The sequence below is a fragment of the Rossellomorea aquimaris genome, from assembly GCF_020171925.1.
In the GTDB taxonomy this organism is placed as follows: domain Bacteria; phylum Bacillota; class Bacilli; order Bacillales; family Bacillaceae_B; genus Rossellomorea; species Rossellomorea aquimaris_F.
In genome coordinates, this window is the sequence record NZ_JAIVAR010000003.1 from 229,453 (window position 1) to 253,977 (window position 24,525).

The following is a 24,525-nucleotide window of genomic DNA, read 5'->3' on the forward strand; positions in this document are numbered from 1 at the left end:
TCCCCCTTCTATTTATAAAACGACTTTTTGAGCAACTCTGTGTAGGAATTGATTTCTGCCAGGATTTCTTCTTTATTCAGTTCATTGACCGATATCGTCCTCGCCTTCGCCTGTTGCTGATTGGCAAACCCTTCGAACGTCCAGTAGATGATCTGGATTGCCTTCCCCACATCAATGCCTTCCCGAAACTTTGTGGCATCGATGTTACTGAATAATTTCGTGAAGCTGCTATCGGTCAGCGCCCCTTTTATTTGATCTATGCCTTCTTTCACTTCAGGTGCCTCTTCTTGGAAGGCACTGTTGAGGAAATTGATTAAGTCGGGATACATTGAAAACATCTCAAATTTTATGATCGAGACTCCGCGGATGATTTCAAAAATATCACGTTCTTCCGAGTCAAGCTGGTTATAAATCTTCTCTGCAAACAGCTCTGATAAATCTTCATACAGTGTTAGATACAACTCTTTCTTACTATTGAAATAATGAAACAAGATCCCTTTCGAAACTCCCGCCTCTTTCACAATCGCATTCGTCGAAGCACGCTGATAGCCATTTTCTGCAAACACTTTCGTTGCAGCCTTGATGATTCTGTCTTCCTTCTCAGGATCCATATTCAACGATCTGAACAAAATAAATCGATCCCTCCTCTAATGGGACAAACTATTGACCACTCTGGTCAATTTCATCATACACCCTTTGACCAGGGTGGTCAACATAAAAAGAAGGTACGTCCCTCTGCTCGTTAACGCGTTAACGCATCGAGGGACGTACCTTCTTTTTAGGTGGGACAGTAGTGGTGGACGATTTCTAGCAGCCGGTCTTGATTTTCGGTCGGGACGTTTTCCGACATTCTCGCCCCGGCAATGATCGGTGCCCATTCAAGCACTTCTTCCCTGCTTAGACCACTTTTCTCACAGTAGAGTCGCATATACAGTTCCGCCATTTCCATCGATACCCCTGAGTAGAGGAGATAAGTACGATATACATCGGCACGGATGTCCCCTCTACTTGAGTCCGTCCAGTCGATGATCACGCTCCCGTTAGCGCTCTCAATCAGATTGTAAAGATGGAAATCCCCGTGGCACAGTCTATCTTCATAGATCATGCCGTCCAGTTTTTCAAGCAGTGAATGTTTTTGACGTTTCGTCAACCCTTTAGCTGATTCAAGCTGCCTGCGTAACTTTACGTTCATGGGTTCGAGCTCACTTGCTTTTTTAGTGTGAATCCCGATTTGAATGTCGATGGATCGATTCATATAGGACGCTGCTTTCTCCTTTTCATCCTCAACAATATCTCCGAACGTTTTCCCTTCAACATATTCCATGATGATGGCCTGCTTGCCGTCTATGAATGTGACTTCAAAGATATTCGGTACCGGGAGTCCACACGAACGGGCTAGCTTCTGCTTATTTGCTTCGTACTGCGCTTCCCCCTCAGGAAAGTGTTCATTAAATACTTTGATAACCTTTTGATCGTGAAGATAAATGGATGCTGTATTGCCCGAAGCGATAGGATTGCCCAATTTCATAACATTCTCCCCCTGACTACGTTACCTACACCTATTTCTATAAAGGGTTATCCTTCTTCAACAAGCCTGACACACATATTCCATCCTAAGAAACTCATACTCCCCGCCATTCGTCGCCTGCATGAACGTACCACAGCCGACAAACCCCGCTTTCCTGTAAACGGTGATCGCCCTTTGGTTGAACGTGGCAACGGACAAAGTAATGATCTTAGGCTGAAACACGGTCTTCACAAACTCCACCCCGGAATTCAAGAAACCGGCACCCATCCCGCTCCCGGTCAGGTCCGGCCGCATCCCGAGCCCGATGTCATATACACCTTCGTGCGTTTTAGTCATACTAAAAAAACCTGTCAGCTCTTCATCCAAATGGACAGCAAACATCGTGTCACCGCGCAATTCCGGATCGAGGAATTCTTGGAGGTCTTCCTCATCCGCCTCCATATCGTAAAAGGAATACTCCCCTTCGTAATGCCAGTTGAACGCGATCTCTTCTGCTTCCTGTTGACTCATTTTCTTAAACTGATAATCCAATTACACCATCTCTTTCCCTATAAAAACTTCCTAACACCTTTGGATTATGATGAATATTCCGAAAACAATTATACCACACAAATTGGATATACATGGTAAAAACCCATCTCCTATATAAGCCCACTTCCCTCCTCAGGCTGCGCATACGCATCTCCCCTTACCCTAAACTGACTAAACATATTATTTTTATATGAATAAAAAATTACTTATACTAGTGATATCAAAAATGAAAGGAATGAGTGAAAATGAGTAATATGAGACAGCAATTCGATGAGTACATTTCTGCATTCAAACAGAAAGCTTCCACTGACGTCCAAGATAAAATGAGCAGGGCAATCGAGGAATTAGAGAGCTCTGATCAAGGAAAAGGATTGTCCATCGGAGAGAAGATTCCTTTCTTCACACTTCCTGATGCCACAGGAAATGAAGTAAGCATACAAAATCTACTACAAAAAGGTCCCGTCATCTTGACATTTTACCGAGGTGGATGGTGCCCATACTGCAATATGGAATTGAGGGCATATCAGGAGCTTCTCGATGACATTCATGATGCCGGAGCAGAGCTTGTTGCCATCAGTCCGCAAACACCGGACGCAACCTTATCTACCAAAGAAAAGAACGAACTTCAGTTCACTGTGCTAAGCGATGAAGGAAACAAAACAGCCGATGCATTCAACCTGGTTTATAAATTGCCACCTTATTTAGTGGATATTTATCAAGAACGGGGACTGGACCTGGAGAAAGCAAATGACAGTGACGAATGGACACTTCCGGTTTCAGCCACATATGTGATCAAACAAGATGGAACAATCGCATACGAGTATACAAAGGCCGATTATAAAGACCGCGCAGAGCCATCCGATGTGGTTGCAGAACTTAAAAAGCTATAAAAAAAAGACTGAATCCACTTGGATTCAGTCTTTTCCTGCATATTACGGAATCAACACTTCGTCAATGACGTGAATGACACCATTGGAAGCCTCGATATCCGCCTGCACCACTTTCGCATCATTGACACGGACAGGATCAAGGGAAATCGTGACAGGCTTCTTCGCAAGCGTGTCTGCCTTCATTCCATCCTTCAGGTCCGTTGACATCACTTTTCCTGACAGCACATGGTAAAGAAGGATGTCTTTCAAATCTTCTCTCGCCAATAATTCTTCAGCCGTGATGCCCAATTTCTTCAAGAGCTTTTCAAACGCTGCATCCGTAGGAGCGAAGACCGTGTACGGCCCTTCTCCCTTTAATGTCTCGACCAGACCCGCTTTCTCCAAAGCGGCAGCCAGGGTTTTGAATTGTCCCGCCTCTACTGCAGTATCGACAATATCCTTGTCCGCTGCAGGCTTCTGTCCTTCGGCTGCAAATGCACCGCTTGAAAGCGTGAAGAACATCATGAATACCGCAAGCACCAATGCTACATACTTCTTGTTCATCATCCTACCTCCTGAAATGAAATTATGTAAACGACAGGAGAAGATCCGCCATGGGCTTCACATCTCTATGTTTACTCAAGAGGTAGTATGTCTTGATTTTACATGTTTATCCAATAAGATGTAATCTTATCTGATTTCGTTCAAACAAGTTTCGATCTTGGGTAATAAAGTTTGATAGGAAGAAATTTCACTCAACCTCACATACAAGCTCTTCAAAAAGATTTTTCCATTGCACACGAGGAATCTGTAGTTTTCGTCATCCAATCGTTGCTTCCTCGCTCCGAACACAGAAGGCAAGCCCGCAATCAAGCTTTCCACTTTCTGCACATCCAGTCCACTGTTTAACATTTCGATGATGGGCGTGATCACCCTTTCATCCTCTTGCTGAATATAAACACTGTCAGATACTAACATCTTATTCCATAGGGCCAGAAGGATTTCCTCATATTCACGTTGACCGACCTTTGGATTCTTCACCAGCTCATCGACAGCATCGGACACATGCGCGATGCTATGGGCCCATCCTTTACCCGGTACGTACCCCCTTAGATCCCGCTCTTCACGTAAATACCGCAGCAAGTGATCCTTCACTTTCGCGACGCGGACCTCTCCAAGAAAGCTATCATGATGATCCCTATATAAAATAAGGGCGATCACAAGCGTAGTGAATGCTCTTGTAAAAACGGTGTCCGTCCCGTTTTCACCGATTCCCTTGAATAAGAGGTCATGCTGGCAGCGATCAAGAAGTTCAATCAACAGGTCAGCTCCCAATTTATTTTCCTCTATGATCAAGCGGAAGAAGGAAGTATAGATCAACTTGTCCCTCAATTCGGGATCAACCGAACCAATATGGGTGACCATCGACGATAAAGTCGTTGACGTATTCAGCTCTTCCCACTTCTTGTCACCAGCCACAAAATCCGTTAATACCAACTTCAGTTCACTTTCGTTCACCGTTTCTTGATTCAATTGCAAATTCATAGGCATTCTCCTTTTTGTAGAGTTGGCATTGTTGAGAACAGCTCTATTGATGAATGACCTTCGCTTCCTTGATCGGCCAATATACAATATTCGTAGTCCCCACCACTTCCTCAAGCGGAACCGCCCCGATCAGCCGGCTATCCTTGCTGTACCGTCGATTATCCCCCATGACGAAAATATGCCCTTCTGGCACGGTCTGTTGTCCGACAGCGGTATCTTCCAAGGAAAATGAAGGCGTCAATGGCTTGCCGTCCAGGATTTCCTGCTTTTGTTTCTCAAGGTACGGCTCATCAAAAGCCTTGCCGTTTACATACAACGTATCATCCTTATACTCAATCCTGTCCCCGGGCAAACCGATTACCCTCTTGATGTAATCTTCATTTTCATTCGCATGGAAAACGACGATATCAAATCGTTCAGGCTTATCGATCTTATTGACGATCATCCGGTCCTTATCCAATAACGTGGTATTCATGGAGGCACCATCAACAATGATCGGGGTGACCAAGAATGTCCTGATTACGAAAACAAGCACGAACGCGATGACAACCGCCTTCATCCACTCCCATTTCTCTTTTTTATTTTCAGACATATTTATCTTCCTCTCTTGAAAAATAGTAAACAATCAAACCGTTGATTTTCTTAACCGCAAAAAAATCACCTTAAAAGCAGCAGCCATTCTTCGGGTGGTGCAGGATTAAATCGGGAAGGCGTCACCCGAATTTCATAGCTGTCTATGCCTACAAAACCAAGACTCTATGAAAATCACATCACGCACCGCTTTCCTTCTCTTCATCGGAGTTGTCATTAAATAATAGAAGGACCCCGATTAAAAACACAATCCCAATGCATATGAACGATAAGACACCCATTCCTTCCGAAAGAATCGCGGTTACGACAGCCAAGGCACTCAATGCCATCGAAACAATCAATAATCCAAATAATCTGTCCATTCCATTATCCTCCTATCCTATAAAAAAATCATCCCTGAGGGTAGGGTGAATCATTTCATCTTTTTGGTAATCAACTAAACGTCATTGTGACAAGAGCGATAAAATAAATCACCACAAATGCCCCTATCCCCAAAACGAATGAAAGCATTCCGATCAGCAAAGGTTTTGACAAATGTCCATCAATCCAATACACCAAACCAAACGAAAGGATGCTAACAAGAATTGGATACCTCCACTGGATATTAAATGTATGAAAAACTCCCTCAACCGCGGGAGAAAACTCACCGATCATCTCAAAAATAAAAAGCGCTGCAATGCAGTAACCAATGAAGAGCGCTGATGTTCTCAATGTATGCATCATTGATATCCCCCTCCCTCATGAACCTGAAATATGCTTGTCCCCCAAGCCGTTACCTACCAATTATTTCAAAAATATTCCGATTACTCAATGAATTTTTTCCTCAGCTAAAGCGTCTAGAAAATTGGATACGCTCCCGGAGAGTAGACCCGATGGATGGTTTTAAAGAAATTCGACATGAAGGGGGGAATTATTGTTGTGAAGGGGGGAATTAATTCATTTAAGGGTGTAATTAATTCATTTAAGGGCGGAATCTTTTCAGTAAAGGGGGGAATCTTTTCATGGAAGGGTGTAATCACTTCAGGAACAGGCTAGTCTCTCCTTTAAAAAGGACTAATCTCCACATGAAATGGCTAATCTCTCCATTAAAAAGGCCAATCACCACACATGAAATGGCTAGTCTCTCCTTTAAAAAGGACTAATCACCACATGAAATGACTAATCTCTCCATTAAAAAGGCCAATCACCACACATGAAATGGCTAGTCATCCATCGAAACCTGCTATTGATCGGGCTTAGGCACGCCAAAAAAGGCGTGAGCTCCCAAAAAAAGTGTAAAAACCGCTCAAAACAGTGCATATACCCTTTCCAAAGGCTCTACTATAGTCTAATAAGCCAGGACTCTCCAATAACTCCACTAAAAAAAGAGCTTAAATAAGCTCTTTTTTAGTCCACCGGATTATCTATGCTGGTCTATCAAGATCGGATTCCCGTCCGGGTCCTCGATCATCAAGCTGGCCGGACCCTCGCTGGATTCATCTGCTTGTGATAAAAGTTTGACTCCCTTGTCCTTTAGCTCTTTTTGAATGTCCCTGACATCAGTGAAGGAATCCAGTTGTTCGGCATCTTGATTCCAACCGGGATTGAAAGTCAGGATATTTTTTTCAAACATCCCCTGAAATAATCCGATGATGTGCTGATCATTCTTCATAATCAGCCAGTTATGGGAAAGGTCTCCGCCCGTCGCTTCAAAACCAAGCTTTTCATAGAATTCCTTAGACTTATGTATGTCCTTGACGTTAAGGCTTATTGAGAATGCACCTAGATTCATTGTTCAACCTCCTATAAATTCATTCTGATACTCAGTACTCGTAGGATCCTCATAGTTCCTTTCGTTTCTAATGCATGCAATTCCTTCTTTTTCACAGTAATCGATAACATTAAATGTAGTGTAGTTTTACCATACATGAACAAATTGCAAAAAGAGCAATCTCGACATGAAATCCAACTAAAAAAAGGATCTCCGTTACCTAACGGAAATCCTTTCCCTTACTTTCCTCCACTCGCACTGACGCTTCCTCCCATCACTTTACCACTGGACCAACTACGGGCAAAGAGTCCAGTGTAAACGAGGAATGTACCGATCATCACGATGGCACCAATGTATACTGACATCATCGTTGGCATCAGGAAGGCACCGATGATGATCGTCGACCTTGCAATGAGGTCCGCTCCACTGAACGATAAGTTCGAGAAGGCAGAATATGAACCACGTTTGTCGCTCGGAATCATATTCGCTTGTTCGGCATTCCTGATCGGCGAATAGATGAGCTCACCCATCGTTGCAATCAAATTAAATGCAATCAAGAGATACCAGGTATTCGCCGATGTGACCGTCGCATAGCCGATTCCATACAGGATGAGTCCGATCAATAAGGCATTCTTTTTGTTTAAACGATCTGTATACCGATTGATCAAGAACGTAAAGCAAACAACAAGGAGCATATTCTCGATGTTCAAGACACTGAGCATCCTTACTCCTGCCAGTTCGAATCCACCGATGTTGACTGATTTGAACGTTTCCGCCAGCCTGATCCCGATGTAGCTGTTCAATGAGAATTCAGCTGCAAAAATAAATGTAGATCCCGCAACGACTTTAACGAAGGCGGTATCCTGGAACGCGATTCGATAATTCTGAATAAGATCAACAAACACATTTTGATGCTTCTTCTTAAGCTGATCCTTGAATTGGTCCTGTAGCCAGATCCCGTAGGCAATCGGGATCGTCGCCGATGTAAAGGTGAGCATCATGAACAATTCTTTCTGATGATTGAGGTACAATAGCCCTCCTAAAGCTGCCCCGATCGCCATCGATAGATTGACGAGCCAGTAGTCGAGCGCGTATACGGCTTTCCTGTTCTCCGGGGTCGTCGAGTCGATGATGATCGCATGCATCGCCGGGCGTCCGAGACTGCTCGTGATGATGAACCCGATATAGGCGCCGGCGAACAGCCAGATCCGTTTATCCTGAGGGAACAAGCTGATCGTCATGATGAGGAAAAAGAACGCATTTAGCCAAGACGTCGTCAACAGGACTTTCTTCCTTGGAAAACGATCGGATATGTATCCTCCTACCAGGTTGATGACGAAACCGATCACCACTGTCATGATCAGGAATGCCCCCGCCCAAATCTTATTCATTTCCTGTGCAAAAAACAGCGCCATGAACGGCATGACGGCCGATGAAACAGCACGGTTAAAGAATGATGTGATCATCCTGACTTTGATATTTTGAGGTAATTCCTTCCACTTCATGTTGTTTCCCCTCCCTTGTATACTGTATAGTAAACTAGACGGATTATTTTAAAAATAGACACTTTTCTAAACGATGTCCCCTTTTCATGAGGAGGTTCAAGGATGGACAACAGATTGCTTACGATATGGAATACCTTCCCCTCCGGAACAATCCGGATCGAGGAAATCTCCGAGGTTCTTCGGCTGAGCCTTAAACAGAGCTCACGCTATTTAAGACGGTGGGACGAGGAAGGGTGGATCAACTTTACACCCGGCCGTGGACGCGGGAATGCCTCGATGTTGATATGGAAAAAAGACGTCGAGGAAATTTTTGAAGAAGAAGCGATGAAACAGATGGACGAAGATCCAGTGGAACGAAGCAGCAAGCTCCTTATGTATGATTGGTCCAATGATAGCAAGATGAGGCTGATGAACAAGTTTCATTCCAAGCTCGGATACATTCAAGAGTCGGAAGATAAGCTGATCGTGCCGAAACGGTACCCATTTTTCTCCGTCCACCCCCTGGAAGCAGCGGATGTCCTCAGTGCCCACCTTGCCGCCAACGTATTCAACCGGCTTGTCTCGATCACGGAAGATGGGGAAATCGAGCCGGAGCTTGCTCACAGTTGGGATGTCTCCACTGAGAAAATACGAATCTATTTGAAGAAAGATATCACCCTGCATGACGGCTCGATTTTGACTGCAAAGGATGTGGCCGAGTGCCTCGAAAAACTGAGTAAGCATGGCCATCACAAGGATTTATGGGCACCGGTTGAAAGAATAGAAGCAAAAGCTCCGCTCGTCCTTGACCTGCACCACCCCGGAGGATGCAGCTATATCCTCCCTCTCCTCTCGATGATGAGCGCGAGCATCTATAAAGAGAACAAAGGGAGAATATACGGGACAGGATCATTTTCATTGGAAGAGAATACGGACGAGAAGACAACCCTCGCTGCCTTTAAGGATCATTTCGGGGAGCGGCCTATGCTGGACGCGGTCGAATTCGTACAGGTGCCTGCGGACTTTAAAGGGATCTATCATTCCCAGAATCAACTGGGACAGGCGTCATCGGTGGAAGTGGAAGCTGATTCCGGGTTCGGGGTTGTAATCATGAATACGAATCGACACTCCTCCATCAGGAATAAAAAAGTCCGTGACTATCTCCACTGGATCATTGCAAAGAACCGGCATACTCTTAGGAACTGCGATCCGCGACTGACTCCAAATGATAAAAGCGTCCTCGCAGGCAGGGATCACGGAATGAGGATGGAAGAAGTGGACCGGCCTTCATTCACTGAACCGATCATTATACGGGGAGCGAACCATACAGCGGGGACGACCGAATGGCTTGCGGGTATCTTCGAGCGTGAACAGATCCCTGTTGACGTGCAGTGGTTTTCATTTGCCGATACACTGACGAAGCACCCCAAAACACTGGATGTCGATCTCTTCGTCCACGGGGAGATCTTCGAATCGAATCAGGACTTTTCATTCTATCACTTTTTGAAAAATGGTTTTTCACCGCTTTATCGCCTGTTTCTTAAGGACGAAAAATGGAATGATAGGCTGGAAGAATATCTGCACACGCCTTTTCACGAGTGGAAGTCCCTGAATCTGAAAATCGAAAGAATGCTGATTGAAGAATCCATCATGATCCCGCTCTATTACGAAAAACGCAAAATCCCATTCGCATCAGACATCATGAACATCAAAATCAAGCACTTCGGCTTCGTCGACTTCAGCAAACTGTGGGTCCGTCCCCACATATAAAAGGTACGTCCCCGACCACGTTAACGCGTTAACGCAGTCGGGGACGTACCTTAATTTAGATTGTCATCTTCCAACTGGAGGATGCCAGCCACTTTTCTTTTTCCTTATAGTCAGGCATGAGTTTGCCGACGAGCCGCCAAAAGGAACGGTCATGGTTCAGGTGGACCATGTGACACATCTCATGGATGACGACATAATCGATGACTTCTTGCGGGGCCATCGCAAGCTTCCAATTAAAGGTCAGCTGCCGATTTGAGTCACACGTTCCCCAAGTCGTTTGACTATCCGAGATCCGAATTGAACGGGGCTTCATCTTGAAGTTCTTCTGATGAGCGGCCACACTCTTCTCCACCAGAGCCTTGCATTTCTGATAATAAAAGCGTTTCAGAGCCTGTTGGACCTTGTCATCATCGAGCGTTTTCACCTTGATTCGCAGCGTTTTGCCGTCAAAAACCACGCGATCTTGCGTTACCGTGGCATCTTCATCGATTCTTATCGGGAAAGAGCCGCCAAGATAAAGAAATGGCTCCCCTTCCTCATACACCTTTTCCTCCGGCCCGTCCATCCGCCTTTTCACTTCTTGCAATCTTTCCTGTATCACATCCCACTTTTCTTCCAGCAATCTCAGAACAGTCTCATCACTGGTCCCTCTCGGAGCTTGCACTTCTATCGTCCCGAAGCGATCGAAATAGATCCCGATGGATGTACGATTTTTATATCTTAGCTGAAAATGCAGCGTGTCCCCTGCAAATGTATGAATCATGTCTTTCATCGGTTTTATCTCCTGTTTGCATTATTGGCTTAATCTTTTAGTGACTACAATATTATCATTCATTGCACCTTACTATATATAGGGGCAATCTCTTTTAATTCTACTTTATTATACTTTTATGATTGGATAAATGAGGACATCTCTTCTCAAGTTCTTCAATAAACCCTTCCTTATCCTCTGGCGAAATCTTCACACTCCCAAGCGTTGCTGACTTGTAAGAGATTTCAATTGCTTGTGTAGAAGATAAAATTTTGTACCCTGTATAGAAATCGGAAGTTTCTGCTACCTTCGTAATTTCCTTATAAGGAATTTTACTCCGGAAGAAGCCTCCTTTTACAAATAGATAACCCTCGCGAAGTTCATATGAAATATCAAAAAAGCACCATAGGATGATACCAGTAGACATCGATGCCAGTAACATAACAATCGACACATCCAGAGCGGTCTTCGTTTCATCCATCAAAAGTGGGATGAAAAATACAGAAAACAGGATGATGACGATTGCGAAAATAACTAAACTAAAGGGTAAATCTCTTTTTGAATGGAATTCCTTTTTGGTACTCATGTTATTCTACACCTCTCTTCACCTATCATTCATTCTCTTCTACTAGTGATCCAGCCTGATCGTTCCCTTTGTTTAGTTTGTATACGGATGATAGGAATAACCGGTTTCATTTTCCATAAGAAAACAGCTGTGCTTCAATACAGAAACTACATTTACATAATAAAAGACCATGAGATCCCCCATGGTCTTTCCATACTACCGCTCGCTCTTCTCCATCACCGCAAAATAATTCTCTTCATCATCGGCAAAATTGAATGCCCTGCCTGAAGGCATATCGACAATTTCCCCTACCGTGACGTTCTTGCTTGTTAGATCACTATACAAGGCATCGAGATCTTCCGTAAAGAGCATCAATGAAGGTGTACCAAGATGTAAGCCTGGACTCATCTTCGCGACAACCTCTTTGTCATGGAGGATGATGCTTGTTTCAGCGTCCTGATTCGGTGCGATTTCAATCCATCTCATCCCCTGCCCGTTATCTTCTTCGGATTTGACGGTAAAGCCCATTTTCTCTTTCCAGAACTTGACTGATTCATCTTGATTTTGAACGTATACCATGATTTGACCGACCTGGGTAATCATACTTTGCCCTCCTAGGAATTTACGTAGCTTTCAAACTGTTATTCTATATTCCTTCCCACATTTCCTTCCACGTCCTAAAAAAGTTATGAACCGGCTCTACTTAAGTCGTCCGGAGCCTATCACTTTTAAGGATGGGCATGTGCCTGTTTCTAATAATGGTGAAGCAGTTCCTTGAAAGAATCGATTGCTACCTCATGGTCGGTCGCTTCTCCGAATCCGTATCGGGCATACACAAATGGAACTCCCGCTTCTTTTGCAGCTTGTTGATCCCCACTCGTATCACCTACATATACTGGATCCTTCAAGTGATTGCGTTCGATGATCAATTTGATATTCTCACCCTTTGACAAGCCGGTCCTTCCTGGATTCTCATAATCAATGAAGTGCGCTTCGAGACCATGAAACTCATAGAAAGCTTCAATGTAACCGTGCTGGCAATTGCTGACGATAAAGAGCTTATATTTTTTTGCAAGTTCAGTTAGAACTTCATCGACGTCCGGATAGAGCTGGCCACCTTTCTTACTAAGGTATCCGATTTCATGACGGGATAAGTCCTTCAGCAGCCCTTTACGCTCTTCACTTTCTAATTCAGGAAAAAGCATCCTGCCTATTTCGTCCATTTGAAGACCCATCGTCTTCTCCATTTGACCTCTCGTGACTTCATCAATCGCTTTATCATGACCGCGGATCACTGTATTCCATGAGTCCAAGACGGATTCAATTGGGTCCCATAATGTTCCGTCTAAATCGAATATGATACTGTCCATGTAGATCTCCCCTTTTTACATATATTACCTACACTACTAAATGTACCGTAATCAAAATTCCTTGGCAATTCTCACCTTGTTTTCCTACCTGACTGTACAATCAGACCCGGCACCTACTATTAAAAAATCGTCAAGCCAATCACCCGCCGAATCCCCATAATCAACGCATGCACGGCAATCGAGTGCACAACAAACGGCAAATAGTAGACGACATAGAAGGAATAAGCATGGGCAACACAATGACGTAGGAAAGAACCAATGGAAAAAGAATAGGAATCATATAAAATATAAGTTGCGGATATTTCTTTTTATTGTCCTTAAATTGGCCGATTTCAAGAAGACCAATCATGTGACGGCGAAACCAGTTAATTGATACTTAAACGATTGTATACTAAATCAGCAACGAATTTTTAACACCGCAAAAGAATATCGCATACTGTGGAGACAATCAACCAACCGGCAAAGGAGAAGATCGAATGAAGTTTACATTTAGACCGTTAAATCAAGAGACCCTTAAAGAAATTGATTCATGGAACTATGGGGGCTTCGTTGAAGAAGTCTTGATGAATCCTTATTTTGATTCTTTCAGCAAAACAGGGAAATTCATCGGTCCCGGCGGATGTGATGGGTTTGCAGCAGCAGTGGACCATGAGACTGTCGGCTTATTTGAGTTCAATCAACACGGCAGCACTCTTGAAATCGGACTCGCTTTAAGGCCAGATTTAATTGGAAAAGGATTGGGAGTGGAATATGTCCAGCAAGGTATCGCATTCGGAGTTCAGCATTATCATGAAAAAATCAGCAAAATCACCTTATCAGTGGACGCTCACAATAAGGCAGCACTTCGAGTGTATGAAAAAACGGGCTTCAGGAAAGTGGATGAGCAAGAGAATGATATTGATATGGAATTGATTCTATAATTCGAAGAACCCGAGTAAACTCTTAAAATTCCACGCACTCTTTTTACTACTGAACTTTATTTATGAAATGATAAGATTCTGGGACAAAAGTGTTTCAGGCAAAGTAAAACCCGAGCTAATTTGTCTGTTGTAAGGCAAATTAGTTCGGGTTTTTAACTATTTGTATAACTGTACGATTAGATTTTCCCTCTGTCTAGCGGTTGATCGGAGTGCAAGACGAAGACTCCTGCGGGAAAAGCGAGTTAGGTGAGACGTGTCCAGCTCCAGCGGCTAGAGGCTCGAGACATAAGCCATGCCATCCGAAAAGGCAAAAAGCACCTTTTTGGCTGTCCTGTCTTATGTTTATCGCCTCTGAGCAAACCGCTTCCGCTTTTCTAACCCGCAGGAGCGAAATGCGACGAGGAGGCTCACCAATCGCCCGCGGAAAGCGAAGTCTTGCACGGAAATCATTAGCGGTATTAAAAACTGGAACTGCTATTGTTCGTCTTTATTTGTAAAGTTCTTAGTTATGTCCCAAACTCTTCATCTTTACAACTAGTTTACTACTTTAATTCCTTCCAACGCACTTTCCAAATTGGAATAAACATCAATGTTCGAAAAATCAATCCCAAGTTGAATAGCTGTCTGAGCCACTTCCGGCCTCATGCCCGTTATGATGCTCCTTACTCCAATTAGATCAAGAGCAGAAATGGATAAAAACAATTGGTTAGCTACCATGGTGTCAACGATGGCCACCCCGGACATATCGATGACCAAATACTCCACACCTTTTTCCTGGCATTGTCCAAGACTTGATTCCATCAAGCTTCTTGCTCGGTATGTATCGATATTGCCGATCAGAGGCAATACAGCGATTGATTTATCCAATTTGATGACTGGAGAGCTCAGTTCCATGATTACTTCTTGTTGTGCGTTAAGTGTAGCTTGATGAAAATCCGAATACGTTTTGACAAACTCCTCAATTACCGTATCAAAAGCGTAGTTATATTGATTCGACCATTCTAACATGAGAGCAGGGGAGATGCTGTCCGAATTCATCTGGATGAAGTCATTGATCTTGTTCCAATAAATACGCCTGAACAGCTTAAATTGACTAATGATTTCGTTCAATGAGGTGTTCGTCATTACCCGGTCCTTGGCAACTTCAGTGGACCACAATTTGATTGCTTCGTATTTTTTCTCATCATGATGTTTAAAGCTTTGAGCGATCGACATGATGAACTTCCTGTTCTGGGCACGAAGCTTCTCTTCGATGGGGGCAGGTACATCGTGTGAATAGATACTGCCGGCTGACGCTTCCTTGGTTTGGATCCATTCGTTCGTGAGTTCATCAGCACTAGTTAGAATATAGTCATATAACTCCAAGTATGTAGTATTCATTTTCCGATCCCCTTTATTATCGATTGGTCATCAGCAGTCAGAATACTTGCTTTTTTCACAGGTAATCTACAGAATATGATCCCTTCCCGAGAACCATATAAAGAATACTGCTTAAACATCCTTTTTTTTCCTATATCACTATCATAACGCATGTGAAAGAAGAATGGACGATTCTAGCCTAAGTTTTTAAATTCCCCCAAATCATTTACGAAAACCAGGGATGATTCACTTGAGTTTTTTACACATGATAAAATTGATGAAATCCACACCTTTTACTTGTTTGGTCTGCTTCCTGACGATTTTATAGCCGTGTTTTTCAAAAAAAGGTCTGGCCGTTAAGCTTGCTTCTGTATACAATTCATGAATGTTGATTGAAGCAGCATATCGCTCGGCTCGATCCAGTAACCTTGAAGCGATCCCTCGCCTTTGATAATCTTTATGAACATAGAGGAGATCCACTACGCCCTCTCGATCCAGACTCACAAATCCTGTAAGTCCGCCCTCGTCTTCCGCCACAATTGTTCTATGCCTTTCGAGCCGTCCTTCCCACTCTTCAAACCTTCCAAAACTGTTCGACCAAACTTCAACCTGTCCTTCAGAGTAGTCCCCCAGATTGACCTGACGGATCGTTTCCTTGAACAGACGCAAAGCCGGCAATGCATCCTGACGGAGAAAATCCCTGACTATCAACCTCCAACACCTCCTTCATTTCCCCTGGGACAGGGGGACAGGAACCCTGTCCCCCCCTTCCGCAAGATTTATTCACTCATGCCCATCCATTTTTCAATGACTGCGTCGAGCTCCTTACTTACCACCTGCTTTTTTCCATAAAGGAGGGAAAGCTTCTCATACTCGGTCCCGGCTGCTAGCCCAGCATCCAACCTTTTCAATTCGCTTTCAAGAGCCTCGATTTGAGCGAGCAACACTGTTTCTTCACCCTTTCCATCCTTACGTTGCTCCCGCTGTTTTTTAAGCTTTATCGGAACCTCCTTCTCTTGGAGCGCCCTCTTCGCCATTACTCTTCTATATTCATCGTATCCCCCAGCATAATTCTTGAATCCATGGTTTTCAACCGCAATCACCCTGTCACTCATTTTATTCATAAAGTAACGATCATGGGAGATGAAGAAAATGGTCCCTTTGAAATCCTCCAGTGCTTCTTCAAGAGTTTCGATGGAATCGATGTCCAGATGGTTGGTCGGCTCATCGAGGATCAATAAATTGATATCCTGGTGAAGCAGTATCGCGAGCTTGAGACGGATTCGCTCCCCTCCAGAAAGCTGTTTTACCTTCTTAAATACAGTGCCTTTCCAAAACATGAACTTCGCCAGGTATTCACGCGCCTTCCCCTCAAAGATGGAGATATCCTCCCTGAACGTTTCAAGGACTGTCAACTCTTCATCATGAAAGTCGATTTTCTGAGGTAAATAGGCGCATCTCACATTAGCCCCCAATGTCACAACACCAGCATCACCACGTTCTTCTTCCAGCAACATCTTTAGAAACGTCGTTTTTCCGCTTCCATTCGCACCAATCAGTCCGACCCTTTCACCAAAGTGGACCATCATATCAGCATCTTCGAATATCACTCGATCTCCATAACGTTTTGAAAGTCCCATGGCCTTGATTGTCTCGGTTCCAGAACGATCCGTTGCATTGAAATTCAGCCTCATGTTTGTTTTCTCGAATACCGGTCTATCAATACGATCCAGTTTATCCAGCTTCTTCTGGATGCTCGCTGCCCTTCTGAAGAATTTATTATTATCCGCACGGAGCGCCCATTCCCTCAAGTTTGAAACTTGCTTTTGCATATGTCCGATCTTTTTCTGCTGCTCCCTGAATTGTTCAAATTGAATCCGTAAATTTTCATCTTTCTGACTAACGAACGAAGAATAATTCCCTTTGTACGTCTTTGACTGCATATCTTCTATTTCAACGATCTTCATGACGACATGATCGAGGAAATAACGGTCATGTGACACAACCAGCACAATCCCTTTATAGGTTTTCAGAAAATCCTGGAGCCATTCGATCGACTCCATATCAAGATGATTGGTCGGCTCATCCAAAAGGAGGATATCTGGCGCATCTATCAATAGTTTCCCGAGCATGACCGTCGTCTTCTCACCCCCACTTAGAAAATCGAACTGCCTATTGAGAAATCCGTCATGAAATTTCAATCCGGTACAGACACGCGCCAATTTCTCAGAGGTTTCATAGCCACCCTTCGTTTCGTAAAGCTGGGTGTGCTTACTATACTCATCCAAGCATCGTTCAAGAGCCTCTCCCTTCAGCGACTTCATGTTCCCTTCTAATTCCCTCATTTTATCCTCAATACTTTGAACCTCCTCAAAAGCCAGGTTCAACACGTCTATCACTTTCAATCCTCCCGGAAACCGAGGTGCTTGTTCAAGGTACGCGATCGTCGCCTCTTTAGGGGTATTCACAAATCCTTCGTCATATCCAAAGCTTGATGTTTGAGGATAACCGGGATAATAATTCATCGGTTCGACCCCTGCTATCAACTTCAGGATCGTGCTTTTGCCGCTTCCGTTCGCGCCGACGATCCCCACTTTCTCTCCCGTGAACACCTCAAACGTGATATTTTCAAGTACCAGGGTTGCGTCCATATATTTTCTTACACCGTTCAACGATAATTCCAGCATCTTTATTCCTTCTTTCATCCATAGTGAGCGCTACGCCTTTTATGGACGGCAAAAGAAGAACTGCTACCTATTCAACATGATCACAAGGGAACAATAAACTCCCCATTCATTCAAATCCAAAACGAGCCAATAAAAAAAGACCATAAGAAGATCATGCTTCTTACCGCCTGATGGACCCGTCCCTCGATGACCAAGAAAAGAGGTTTACTCCAGGAAACATGGTTTATGAACACATTTATTCCCAGACATGCAAACCAAGCGCCGTGCGAGCGGGCGCCAATCCATGATGAGGTTGGATAAAGTAAGTAAGTACCTTCTACATTGCCTATTCCATAAAGAACATAACTAAATAAACCTATACATTGTAGGTAAATGAACGTTCTTTTAAGAATCCTTATTAATTTGAACAAATTAATAAATTAGCAAGTAGTTGGTCTCATAAACTTACTTTCCCCCTCCCGTTATTTTCTTAATTATCGCACTATTGTTCATCAATGTAAAACATTATCTTCCAATTATTTCTACCCCAGTATTCAGATGTACCTAGATGAACGAAATCCTTTTGATTTATTGCTTCTCATGTGGAATAATTATGACTTATTATGATTGGTCGGACCGATTATCTACTATATTATAGACACGGATTTTGATTGACTTGGAGGTGTTCGTTTGTTTACATACTTTAAAAAATTGACCAAGAAGAATCTAGTTTTATCCTTTTTTCTTTTACTGTGCATGGGATCCTCCCTCTACTTCGTGTATCACAATCACGATTTTTATGACAGATCGATTGCGGAGGTGATCGAAGCAGAAGTCGATGAAACGACAGAGATGGAAGACATGAACGGAAATAAGGATACGCTTTATGCCCAGCAAATTGTTGCCCGCTTGAAAAACGGTGACAGGAAGGGGGAGGAAATCCAGCTGGACAATGAATACTCCAATTCCGGGGCGTATGATCAACCCTATCATTCCGGGGATGAATTGTTCGTTACAATCGATAAGAATCACTCAGGAAGCGAACCATTATCCGGCCACATAGAAGAAGTCAAACGGGATAAATACTTGATGATCATGGCGTGGGTGTTCATCCTTCTATTATTGATTGTCGGTAAGAAGCAAGGACTTTACTCCCTTATCACATTGGTCGTCAATGCAGGCATCCTTTCATATGCACTGGACGTTTACCTGGAATCGAACGATGTAAGTCTCTTAGCCGTTTGCAGTATCGGAGTGATCTTATTCACTGTGATATCCCTATTAATGGTGAATGGACTTAATGAAAAAACTTACGCAGCCGTTGTTGCAACATTGATTGCGACATTCACGACGCTCTTGATCAGCATCTTCGTTGTTTCGAACACAGCAGGAAATGGTCTCCGGTACGAAGAAATGCAATTCTTGACACGTCCATACGAAATGGTGTTCATGGCAGGGATCCTTATCGGATGCCTTGGGGCGGTGATGGACGTCGCAATCACCTTATCATCCTCGATGTTCAGTTTATATGAGAAAGACCCTTCCATATCAATCAAGGCTCTTACAAAATCAGGATTCGATATCGGAAAGGATATCATGGGGACCATGACCAATATTTTATTTTTCGTCTACATAAGCGGTGCCATCCCTATGCTTATTCTTTATTTTAAAAATGCTTCACCACTTGGATTCACGGTTACCATGAACCTTTCACTGGAAACAGCCAGGGCTTTGACAGGCGGAATCGGCATTGTATTGACCATTCCGATCGCCATCTATGTTTCAATATTCTTTGTGAATAGAAAGAGGGCGGCACAATGACGGTACAACTTTGGCTTGCCATCATCCTTCTTGTTCTGATGGTGGGAATCGGCGGCAGAAAGGGTGCACGCTCCTTTGTGGCTCTATTTCTCAATTTCGGGGTCCTGCTTCTGACTATCATCATGATGAATGATGCCAGTATGAATCCGATTATCCTGACACTGTTCGCTTGCATCTTCATCAGCTGCATTTCCCTGTTCTTCATAAGCGAGTTCAACATCAAGACGGTCACTGCATTCCTTTCGACGATCATCACCACAGGCTTTCTGCTCTTCTTCATCCTGATGTTGACTGAAAAGGCGATGATCCAAGGATTCAGCGAAGAAGAAATAGAGGAAATCGGGGCGTTCTCTCTCTATGTGGGGGTTGATTTTGTAAAAATCGGGGCGTCGATGATCATCATGAGCACAATCGGGGCCATCATTGATTTAACCATTTCAATCTCATCCCCCATGCGTGAAATTGCATACCATAATCCATCCATCAGCCGGAAAGAACTATTCGCTTCCGGGATATCGATCGGGAGGGATATTCTCGGGACCAGCACCAACACACTGTTCTTCGCTTTTTTCGGAGGATACATGGCATTATTGATCTGGTTCAAGGATCTCTCCTATTCCTTAGGGGAAATCATCAATTCGAAAGTATTCAGTTCGGAAATGATCTTCATCGGATCTGCCGGAATCGGGGTCGCGTTAGCCATTCCTGTCACCTCATGGATTACAGCGTATTATTTGGTAAAAAGAAGATGATGGTTCGGGACAGCGGATTGGTTCGCTGTCCTTTTTTGTTCAAAACCTGGATTGATAAGATTTTTCTGTATATATCTTGGATGAAGGCTCTTACAGGAGGTTGCTTAGCTGGTCCGCAATTGAGGCTCACTTGTTCCCGACCCCTGTTCCTTACGATGAAATTTTGACAAAACGGCATGATTATTTTATTTAAGGGTGGAATAATTTACAGGAAGGGCATAATTATCTTTTTGAAGGGCGCAATCCTTCCAAAGAAGGGTAGAATGATTTTGTTGAAAGGAGGAATGACCCAAAACCTTCACTATTATAGACCTCAAAGAAGGGCAAAACGGAGTCTTCAATGGGTGTCATGATTCAATAAGGTGACAAATCTTCTAATCGAACCCCGATCAAGGGCCGATCTCCTCTTCAAAAGACCCAATTATTAAATAAGATTTATATCAGCCAAGTATCCCCCCAAAAAAAACATGCCCCAAAATTCAAAAAAGACCTAACCATAAAATAACAACCACCATGAAGGAAAAGACCCTTCACTCGGCGAATAATCCCCTTTGAATCTCAAATAAAAATGTCACTAAGGAGAAGCGCTATGGACAATAGGCACGTTTTGCGAAGAGATGATTTGGACTGGATGAAGGTGATTGCCACACTGCTTGTGTTTTTATACCATTGTTCGATGTTCTTGAATCCGTTTGATTGGCATGTGAAGAACAATGAACTTGACAGCACTCTCGTACTGACTTTCTCCCTGCTGGTCGGCGGATGGATCATGCCGGTCTTCTTCATCATCTCTGGAATCAGTTCGCATTACTCATTACGTAAGAGGAGCTCGTTGATTTATATGAAGGAGAGAGCGGTACGCCTTGGCATCCCGCTATTGTTCGGGGCATTGATCCTTTCACCGCCACAAGTGTATATAGAGCGGGTTTCAAACCATCAATTTTCAGGCACCTTCTGGGCGTTCCTTCCCCACACCTTTGATGGGTTGTATCTCGAAATCGGGGGATCTGGGAATTTTGCATTTTTCGGCCTGCATTTATGGTATTTGCTCGCACTGATCTTATTTTCCCTGATCACCCTGCCCATTTTTAAGAGGATGGGGCCTTTAAAAATCGTGAACTGGAAGCATATCGCGGCTCTCCATCTCGCCATCATCATAGCGACTCTTTTCATCAGCTCGGTAAAGCTTGGAGGTTGGGATTTAGTCGTGTATCTCCTCTTTTTCATATCGGGGTATTACCTATTCGGCTCCGAAGGCTTGCAACCATTTTTGAAGAAGGCTTTTCCCATTCACATCACTCTTGGGGTATTGGGGATCTTGATATATGCCGTATGGTTTCACTCAGGGATGCCCTCACAGGGGACAGTGCAATCTGCTCTATTCATGATTTCATTAGTTATTGGCAGCTTGAATTTGGTCCTATCCTTCTTTCACCTGGCCCATATTCAATTGTCCTTCGGCAATCGATTGCTTACCTATTGCAGTGAGGCATCTCTTCCTTTTTATATCCTACATCAGCCTGTGATTGTGATCATCGGCTTTTGGATCAAGGATCTAAGCTGGTCGATCCCTGTCAAAGGTTTTTTCCTTGTGTGTATGTCCTTTCTGACGATATGGATTTTATATGATCTAATCGTTCGAAGGGTAGCCGTTCTCAGATTCTTATTCGGACTGAAAGGGAGGAAAGGGACTCGGCCGGTTTCCCCTTCACCTGAACATGGTGTCCAACGATAAAAGGGTCCTTCCCCATTGCTCCCATGCAGTGGGGAAGGACCCTTTCCTGTCTATATCACCAATACGTTCGCCCATGTCCCGCTTCCTCTGCAGCCATGGCATCGGCTTTTGTCTGATGAACGGTACCCTTTGGGTGCTGAGGCGGTGCATAAATTGAATAAAGCTTAAGTGGCTCGCTTCCGGTGTTGGTCAGGTTATGCCAAGTGCCGGCTGGAATGATAATGGCATAATCCGCTTCGACATTCCGTTTATAGGTAAGATTATTAGGATCATTCCCCATCTCCACGATACCCTGCCCCTGCTCGATGCGAAGGAACTGGTCAAGCTTCGGATGAATTTCAAAACCGATGTCATCTCCGACATCGATGCTCATCAGCGTCAATTGCAGATGATCCCCCGTCCATAACGCTGTTCGGAACGCCTCATTTTGAAGCGTCGCCTCATCGATATTCACGGTATATGGATCTGGCCCGTAATCCGTCCGATTCCATGCAGATGCCCCCAAATTCCTCAATAAGTCCGCATGGTGCCATTCTCCCTTGCAAGCGTCGACGAACGCTTCATAGATCGTGGGATCCCCTGTGAGCATCGTACCAAGGCGATAGTGCTCATAGCTTTCGATTTCCGCCTCATAGCCCCTCTCGAGACCTTCCTCATAATGACTAAAAGTAAGAGGCTCGATGCTATACATCGGCTGTACTCCCATCATTGAGGTGTAAAGGTTGGTCAGCTGAAACCATTGCCCTCTTTCCTCTTCCGCAATTTGCAATAACTGACTCCTATGGTCTTCGTGCGGCGCCACATCCGCCAATCTTCTATAAAAATCCGTCGCTGTCGCTTTGCCGATAATCCCATTCAATAACACTTCCACTACCTGCTGATGTTGTTCATGTCCCCTGCTGAAATCCCCAGGGTGATGAAAAGCTGCATAAGTATGATACGGACCGTACATCCTCACTCATTCCCTTCAGATTAATACCACCATATACTATGCAGCAATCCCACTCATGTGCGTTCGCCCATACAAACAAAGGTACGTCCCTCACCGAGTTAACGCATTACCGCATCGAGGGACGTACCTTATAATCAGATGATTTCCTTTTCCATGTCTTCTCCTGATACCGGGAATGACAAGATGATGGATGTTCCTTTGTTCTTCTTGCTGTGTACTTTCACGGTTCCTTCCATTGCTGCCGCCAGTTGAAAGACGGTCATCATTCCAAGGCCCGTGCCATTCTTCCCTTTCAGTGAAAAATACGGTTCACCGAGGCGCATGACTTGTTCCCTCGTCATACCGATTCCGTTGTCCGCGATTTCTACTACGAGTCGCCCTGCTTTCTCATAGCTTAGGATCTTCAGCACGCCTCCTGAATCCATCGCTTCGATGCCGTTTTTCATAACGTTGATCAGTACTTGCTGCAACTTATTCGGATCCCCGAGGATCGAGCGATGATGTAAGATGTCCATTTCCACAATGACGCCCTTTTTAACCGCAAGGGGCATGATGATCTCATTGGATCTCCCAATTTCCCTAGTGACGTCCACCTCGACTTTCACTTCGGGATGTGGCTTGGCAAAGTTCAAATACTGATTGATCACCTCCGTCGCCCTGTCGATCTCACTGACCGCTATCTTTGAAAGTTCGGTATTTGTCGGGGCATCGGATGGGTTTTCATTGATTAATTGCAGAAACCCCTTAACCGTCGTGAGCGGATTCCTGACCTCATGACTCATGCTTGCAGCCAGATGGCTGACCACTTGCATCTTTTCATATTTGATCGCTTCGAGCTGGAGCATGTAGGTTGTTCTGATCATTTCACATAGATAAAACACAAAGAAAGTGGAAGCCGCGAGCGTAAAAGAATAGATGCTGAACGCCGAAAAGTCACGGTAATCCATCATAAGCAAAGGCAACAGGAAGGCGAGCAGCGAATAACAAAATGAGAAACAAGTAAACCAATACACTCTCTTGACCCAAGACTTCTCAGACAGGGTGGGGAGCAAATAGTAGACCGCAATGGCTGAAAGAAGGGTGAGCACTATCGCGGATGCCACTCCGGAGCCCATGAATACAAAGCGGGTCGCGATCATTGTCACCGCCAGAGGAGGCAAGACCTTCCTTCCTCCATATATTCCTCCCAATAAAAAAGGGATGAAGCGGAGGTCATAGAAAAGCCCGTCTTCCAATTCTACAGATAAGAGCATGCTCAGTATGATCAAGAATGTACTAAGGATATAAATGAGAAAGGAACTTAAACGGATATTGATGAATACTTTTTGATTGGAAAGATGATAGAAGTTCACTAATAGAATCACGATGAGAATGACAAGGAGGTTAATTAGCAAACCGTTAAATAACTCAGTATGGACCATCAGGAAAGCCTCCGTTATTTAAAGTCTAATTAACTCTAAAATATAAGCAAAAACAATCTATCACCATTATAACGGAAATCGAACAGAAACATAGAATTTCCTTTTTGAAGGTACGTCCCGCGTCGCATTAACGTATTAACGCATC

27 protein-coding genes are annotated in these 24,525 nt (G+C 44.0%); 8 read left to right on the forward strand and 19 right to left on the reverse strand.

The annotated features are described in order from the left end of the window. Positions 1-8 precede the first annotated feature (8 nt). From LCM10_RS12470 to LCM10_RS12480, 3 genes are all read right to left on the reverse strand, one after another. Positions 9-629, reverse strand: coding sequence for a TetR/AcrR family transcriptional regulator (locus LCM10_RS12470; RefSeq protein ID WP_224876599.1), 621 nt, complete (start codon positions 627-629; stop codon positions 9-11). A 149-nt stretch (positions 630-778) separates the two neighbouring features. Continuing rightward, positions 779-1,528, reverse strand: a complete 750-nt coding sequence (locus tag LCM10_RS12475) for a phosphotransferase family protein (RefSeq protein ID WP_224876600.1) — start codon at positions 1,526-1,528, stop codon at positions 779-781. A gap of 57 nt (positions 1,529-1,585) precedes the next feature. Then, the gene (locus LCM10_RS12480) at positions 1,586-2,059 is read right to left on the reverse strand and encodes a GNAT family N-acetyltransferase (RefSeq protein ID WP_224876601.1); all 474 of its coding nucleotides are present in this window, start codon (positions 2,057-2,059) and stop codon (positions 1,586-1,588) included. A gap of 245 nt (positions 2,060-2,304) precedes the next feature. Here LCM10_RS12480 and LCM10_RS12485 point away from each other — a divergent pair, with 245 nt between their 5' ends. Then, complete coding sequence (locus tag LCM10_RS12485) at positions 2,305-2,949, forward strand: peroxiredoxin-like family protein (protein ID WP_224876602.1); 645 nt, start codon at positions 2,305-2,307, stop codon at positions 2,947-2,949. Positions 2,950-2,991: 42 nt separating this feature from the next. Here the strand turns inward: LCM10_RS12485 and LCM10_RS12490 are convergent, their stop codons facing one another. From LCM10_RS12490 to LCM10_RS12510, 5 genes are all read right to left on the reverse strand, one after another. Further along, positions 2,992-3,495: a fasciclin domain-containing protein gene (locus tag LCM10_RS12490; protein ID WP_224876603.1), complete on the reverse strand. Its 504-nt coding sequence runs from the start codon at positions 3,493-3,495 to the stop codon at positions 2,992-2,994. Positions 3,496-3,618: 123 nt separating this feature from the next. Next, positions 3,619-4,473 carry a DUF2785 domain-containing protein gene (locus LCM10_RS12495; protein WP_224876604.1) on the reverse strand — a complete coding sequence of 285 codons (855 nt, stop codon included), beginning with the start codon at positions 4,471-4,473 and terminating at the stop codon, positions 3,619-3,621. 43 nt (positions 4,474-4,516) lie between these two features. Then, positions 4,517-5,065, reverse strand: coding sequence for a signal peptidase I (lepB, locus tag LCM10_RS12500; RefSeq protein ID WP_224876605.1), 549 nt, complete (start codon positions 5,063-5,065; stop codon positions 4,517-4,519). Between the two features lie 178 nt (positions 5,066-5,243). After that, positions 5,244-5,426, reverse strand: coding sequence for a hypothetical protein (locus LCM10_RS12505; RefSeq protein ID WP_224876606.1), 183 nt, complete (start codon positions 5,424-5,426; stop codon positions 5,244-5,246). 70 nt (positions 5,427-5,496) lie between these two features. After that, the gene (locus LCM10_RS12510) at positions 5,497-5,787 is read right to left on the reverse strand and encodes a hypothetical protein (protein ID WP_224876607.1); all 291 of its coding nucleotides are present in this window, start codon (positions 5,785-5,787) and stop codon (positions 5,497-5,499) included. A 153-nt stretch (positions 5,788-5,940) separates the two neighbouring features. Between LCM10_RS12510 and LCM10_RS12515 the strand changes: the two genes are divergently transcribed. Beyond that, a complete protein-coding gene (locus LCM10_RS12515; RefSeq protein WP_224876608.1) occupies positions 5,941-6,099 on the forward strand; it encodes a hypothetical protein in 159 nt (52 codons plus the stop codon). 364 nt (positions 6,100-6,463) lie between these two features. On the opposite strand, the gene LCM10_RS12520 is transcribed toward LCM10_RS12515, so the two are convergent. After that, on the reverse strand, positions 6,464-6,835 hold the full coding sequence (locus LCM10_RS12520; protein ID WP_224876609.1) for a VOC family protein: 372 nt from the start codon (positions 6,833-6,835) through the stop codon (positions 6,464-6,466). Between the two features lie 218 nt (positions 6,836-7,053). Beyond that, on the reverse strand, positions 7,054-8,319 hold the full coding sequence (locus LCM10_RS12525; RefSeq protein ID WP_224876610.1) for an MDR family MFS transporter: 1,266 nt from the start codon (positions 8,317-8,319) through the stop codon (positions 7,054-7,056). Positions 8,320-8,421: 102 nt separating this feature from the next. On the opposite strand from LCM10_RS12525, the gene LCM10_RS12530 reads away from it, so the two are divergent. Further along, complete coding sequence (locus LCM10_RS12530) at positions 8,422-10,068, forward strand: ABC transporter substrate-binding protein (RefSeq protein ID WP_224876611.1); 1,647 nt, start codon at positions 8,422-8,424, stop codon at positions 10,066-10,068. A gap of 55 nt (positions 10,069-10,123) precedes the next feature. Here LCM10_RS12530 and LCM10_RS12535 read toward each other — a convergent pair whose 3' ends face one another. From LCM10_RS12535 to LCM10_RS12550, 4 genes are all read right to left on the reverse strand, one after another. Continuing rightward, positions 10,124-10,831: a M48 family metallopeptidase gene (locus LCM10_RS12535; protein WP_224876968.1), complete on the reverse strand. Its 708-nt coding sequence runs from the start codon at positions 10,829-10,831 to the stop codon at positions 10,124-10,126. A gap of 109 nt (positions 10,832-10,940) precedes the next feature. After that, positions 10,941-11,405: a PH domain-containing protein gene (locus LCM10_RS12540; RefSeq protein ID WP_224876612.1), complete on the reverse strand. Its 465-nt coding sequence runs from the start codon at positions 11,403-11,405 to the stop codon at positions 10,941-10,943. Between the two features lie 195 nt (positions 11,406-11,600). After that, on the reverse strand, positions 11,601-11,987 hold the full coding sequence (locus LCM10_RS12545) for a VOC family protein (RefSeq protein ID WP_224876613.1): 387 nt from the start codon (positions 11,985-11,987) through the stop codon (positions 11,601-11,603). A 149-nt stretch (positions 11,988-12,136) separates the two neighbouring features. Beyond that, positions 12,137-12,754, reverse strand: coding sequence for an HAD family hydrolase (locus LCM10_RS12550; protein ID WP_224876614.1), 618 nt, complete (start codon positions 12,752-12,754; stop codon positions 12,137-12,139). Between the two features lie 476 nt (positions 12,755-13,230). Between LCM10_RS12550 and LCM10_RS12555 the strand changes: the two genes are divergently transcribed. Next, positions 13,231-13,674, forward strand: coding sequence for a GNAT family N-acetyltransferase (locus LCM10_RS12555; protein WP_224876615.1), 444 nt, complete (start codon positions 13,231-13,233; stop codon positions 13,672-13,674). Positions 13,675-13,874: 200 nt separating this feature from the next. After that, entirely contained in the window at positions 13,875-14,171 is a 297-nt protein-coding gene (locus tag LCM10_RS20875) for a hypothetical protein (protein WP_412103397.1), read from the forward strand. 37 nt (positions 14,172-14,208) lie between these two features. Here the strand turns inward: LCM10_RS20875 and LCM10_RS12560 are convergent, their stop codons facing one another. From LCM10_RS12560 to abc-f, 3 genes are all read right to left on the reverse strand, one after another. Further along, a complete protein-coding gene (locus LCM10_RS12560) occupies positions 14,209-15,054 on the reverse strand; it encodes an STAS domain-containing protein (RefSeq protein WP_224876616.1) in 846 nt (281 codons plus the stop codon). Between the two features lie 225 nt (positions 15,055-15,279). Continuing rightward, the gene (locus LCM10_RS12565; protein ID WP_224876617.1) at positions 15,280-15,744 is read right to left on the reverse strand and encodes a GNAT family N-acetyltransferase; all 465 of its coding nucleotides are present in this window, start codon (positions 15,742-15,744) and stop codon (positions 15,280-15,282) included. A 68-nt stretch (positions 15,745-15,812) separates the two neighbouring features. Next, positions 15,813-17,720 carry a ribosomal protection-like ABC-F family protein gene (gene abc-f / locus LCM10_RS12570; protein WP_224876618.1) on the reverse strand — a complete coding sequence of 636 codons (1,908 nt, stop codon included), beginning with the start codon at positions 17,718-17,720 and terminating at the stop codon, positions 15,813-15,815. Positions 17,721-18,455: 735 nt separating this feature from the next. Here abc-f and LCM10_RS12575 point away from each other — a divergent pair. From LCM10_RS12575 to LCM10_RS12585, 3 genes are all read left to right on the forward strand, one after another. Further along, on the forward strand, positions 18,456-19,520 hold the full coding sequence (locus LCM10_RS12575; RefSeq protein WP_412103402.1) for a YibE/F family protein: 1,065 nt from the start codon (positions 18,456-18,458) through the stop codon (positions 19,518-19,520). After that, positions 19,517-20,272: a YibE/F family protein gene (locus LCM10_RS12580; protein ID WP_224876620.1), complete on the forward strand. Its 756-nt coding sequence runs from the start codon at positions 19,517-19,519 to the stop codon at positions 20,270-20,272. Before LCM10_RS12575 ends, LCM10_RS12580 begins: the two co-directional genes overlap by 4 nt. Positions 20,273-20,861: 589 nt before the next feature. Beyond that, complete coding sequence (locus LCM10_RS12585; RefSeq protein WP_224876621.1) at positions 20,862-22,007, forward strand: acyltransferase family protein; 1,146 nt, start codon at positions 20,862-20,864, stop codon at positions 22,005-22,007. Positions 22,008-22,062: 55 nt separating this feature from the next. On the opposite strand, the gene LCM10_RS12590 is transcribed toward LCM10_RS12585, so the two are convergent. Further along, a complete protein-coding gene (locus LCM10_RS12590; RefSeq protein ID WP_224876622.1) occupies positions 22,063-22,959 on the reverse strand; it encodes a cupin domain-containing protein in 897 nt (298 codons plus the stop codon). A gap of 134 nt (positions 22,960-23,093) precedes the next feature. Then, a complete protein-coding gene (locus LCM10_RS12595; protein ID WP_224876623.1) occupies positions 23,094-24,380 on the reverse strand; it encodes a sensor histidine kinase in 1,287 nt (428 codons plus the stop codon). Positions 24,381-24,525: the final 145 nt, after the last annotated feature.

Excerpts from the sequence above, each read along its gene's own strand:
- LCM10_RS12475 (WP_224876600.1), bottom strand. The coding sequence starts at position 1,528 with ATGAAATTGGGCAATCCTATCGCTTCGGGCAATACAGCATCCATTTAT.
- LCM10_RS12485 (WP_224876602.1), top strand. The coding sequence starts at position 2,305 with ATGAGTAATATGAGACAGCAATTCGATGAGTACATTTCTGCATTCAAA.
- LCM10_RS12490 (WP_224876603.1), bottom strand. The coding sequence starts at position 3,495 with ATGATGAACAAGAAGTATGTAGCATTGGTGCTTGCGGTATTCATGATG.
- LCM10_RS12495 (WP_224876604.1), bottom strand. The coding sequence starts at position 4,473 with ATGAATTTGCAATTGAATCAAGAAACGGTGAACGAAAGTGAACTGAAG.
- lepB (WP_224876605.1), bottom strand. The coding sequence starts at position 5,065 with ATGTCTGAAAATAAAAAAGAGAAATGGGAGTGGATGAAGGCGGTTGTC.
- LCM10_RS12505 (WP_224876606.1), bottom strand. The coding sequence starts at position 5,426 with ATGGACAGATTATTTGGATTATTGATTGTTTCGATGGCATTGAGTGCC.
- LCM10_RS12510 (WP_224876607.1), bottom strand. The coding sequence starts at position 5,787 with ATGATGCATACATTGAGAACATCAGCGCTCTTCATTGGTTACTGCATT.
- LCM10_RS12515 (WP_224876608.1), top strand. The coding sequence starts at position 5,941 with ATGGTTTTAAAGAAATTCGACATGAAGGGGGGAATTATTGTTGTGAAG.
- LCM10_RS12520 (WP_224876609.1), bottom strand. The coding sequence starts at position 6,835 with ATGAATCTAGGTGCATTCTCAATAAGCCTTAACGTCAAGGACATACAT.
- LCM10_RS12525 (WP_224876610.1), bottom strand. The coding sequence starts at position 8,319 with ATGAAGTGGAAGGAATTACCTCAAAATATCAAAGTCAGGATGATCACA.
- LCM10_RS12530 (WP_224876611.1), top strand. The coding sequence starts at position 8,422 with ATGGACAACAGATTGCTTACGATATGGAATACCTTCCCCTCCGGAACA.
- LCM10_RS12535 (WP_224876968.1), bottom strand. The coding sequence starts at position 10,831 with ATGATTCATACATTTGCAGGGGACACGCTGCATTTTCAGCTAAGATAT.
- LCM10_RS12540 (WP_224876612.1), bottom strand. The coding sequence starts at position 11,405 with ATGAGTACCAAAAAGGAATTCCATTCAAAAAGAGATTTACCCTTTAGT.
- LCM10_RS12545 (WP_224876613.1), bottom strand. The coding sequence starts at position 11,987 with ATGATTACCCAGGTCGGTCAAATCATGGTATACGTTCAAAATCAAGAT.
- LCM10_RS12550 (WP_224876614.1), bottom strand. The coding sequence starts at position 12,754 with ATGGACAGTATCATATTCGATTTAGACGGAACATTATGGGACCCAATT.
- LCM10_RS12555 (WP_224876615.1), top strand. The coding sequence starts at position 13,231 with ATGAAGTTTACATTTAGACCGTTAAATCAAGAGACCCTTAAAGAAATT.
- LCM10_RS12560 (WP_224876616.1), bottom strand. The coding sequence starts at position 15,054 with ATGAATACTACATACTTGGAGTTATATGACTATATTCTAACTAGTGCT.
- abc-f (WP_224876618.1), bottom strand. The coding sequence starts at position 17,720 with ATGCTGGAATTATCGTTGAACGGTGTAAGAAAATATATGGACGCAACC.
- LCM10_RS12575 (WP_412103402.1), top strand. The coding sequence starts at position 18,456 with ATGGGATCCTCCCTCTACTTCGTGTATCACAATCACGATTTTTATGAC.
- LCM10_RS12580 (WP_224876620.1), top strand. The coding sequence starts at position 19,517 with ATGACGGTACAACTTTGGCTTGCCATCATCCTTCTTGTTCTGATGGTG.
- LCM10_RS12585 (WP_224876621.1), top strand. The coding sequence starts at position 20,862 with ATGGACAATAGGCACGTTTTGCGAAGAGATGATTTGGACTGGATGAAG.
- LCM10_RS12590 (WP_224876622.1), bottom strand. The coding sequence starts at position 22,959 with ATGTACGGTCCGTATCATACTTATGCAGCTTTTCATCACCCTGGGGAT.
- LCM10_RS12595 (WP_224876623.1), bottom strand. The coding sequence starts at position 24,380 with ATGGTCCATACTGAGTTATTTAACGGTTTGCTAATTAACCTCCTTGTC.